At 49.6% G+C, this 266-nt stretch carries 1 rRNA gene; it reads left to right on the top strand.

The window, feature by feature from the left end:
• Positions 1 to 266 (top strand): 23S ribosomal RNA (locus KW841_RS30210); the annotation flags it as partial.

Genomic DNA, 266 nt, shown 5'->3' with positions numbered 1-266 from the left:
CATCCTCCAAGGCTAAATACTACTGACTGACCGATAGTGAACTAGTACCGTGAGGGAAAGGCGAAAAGAACCCCGGAGAGGGGAGTGAAATAGATCCTGAAACCGTATGCGTACAAGCAGTGGGAGCAGACTTTGTTCTGTGACTGCGTACCTTTTGTATAATGGGTCAGCGACTTATTTTCAGTGGCGAGCTTAACCGAATAGGGGAGGCGTAGCGAAAGCGAGTCTTAATAGGGCGTCTAGTCGCTGGGAATAGACCCGAAACC

The sequence above is a fragment of the Pseudomonas sp. PDM28 genome (genome assembly GCF_019219115.1).
GTDB classification, from domain to species: Bacteria; Pseudomonadota; Gammaproteobacteria; order Pseudomonadales; family Pseudomonadaceae; genus Aquipseudomonas; species Aquipseudomonas laurylsulfatiphila.
Note: the sequence above shows the minus strand (reverse complement) of the source record. Positions and strands in the feature narration are given on the sequence as shown.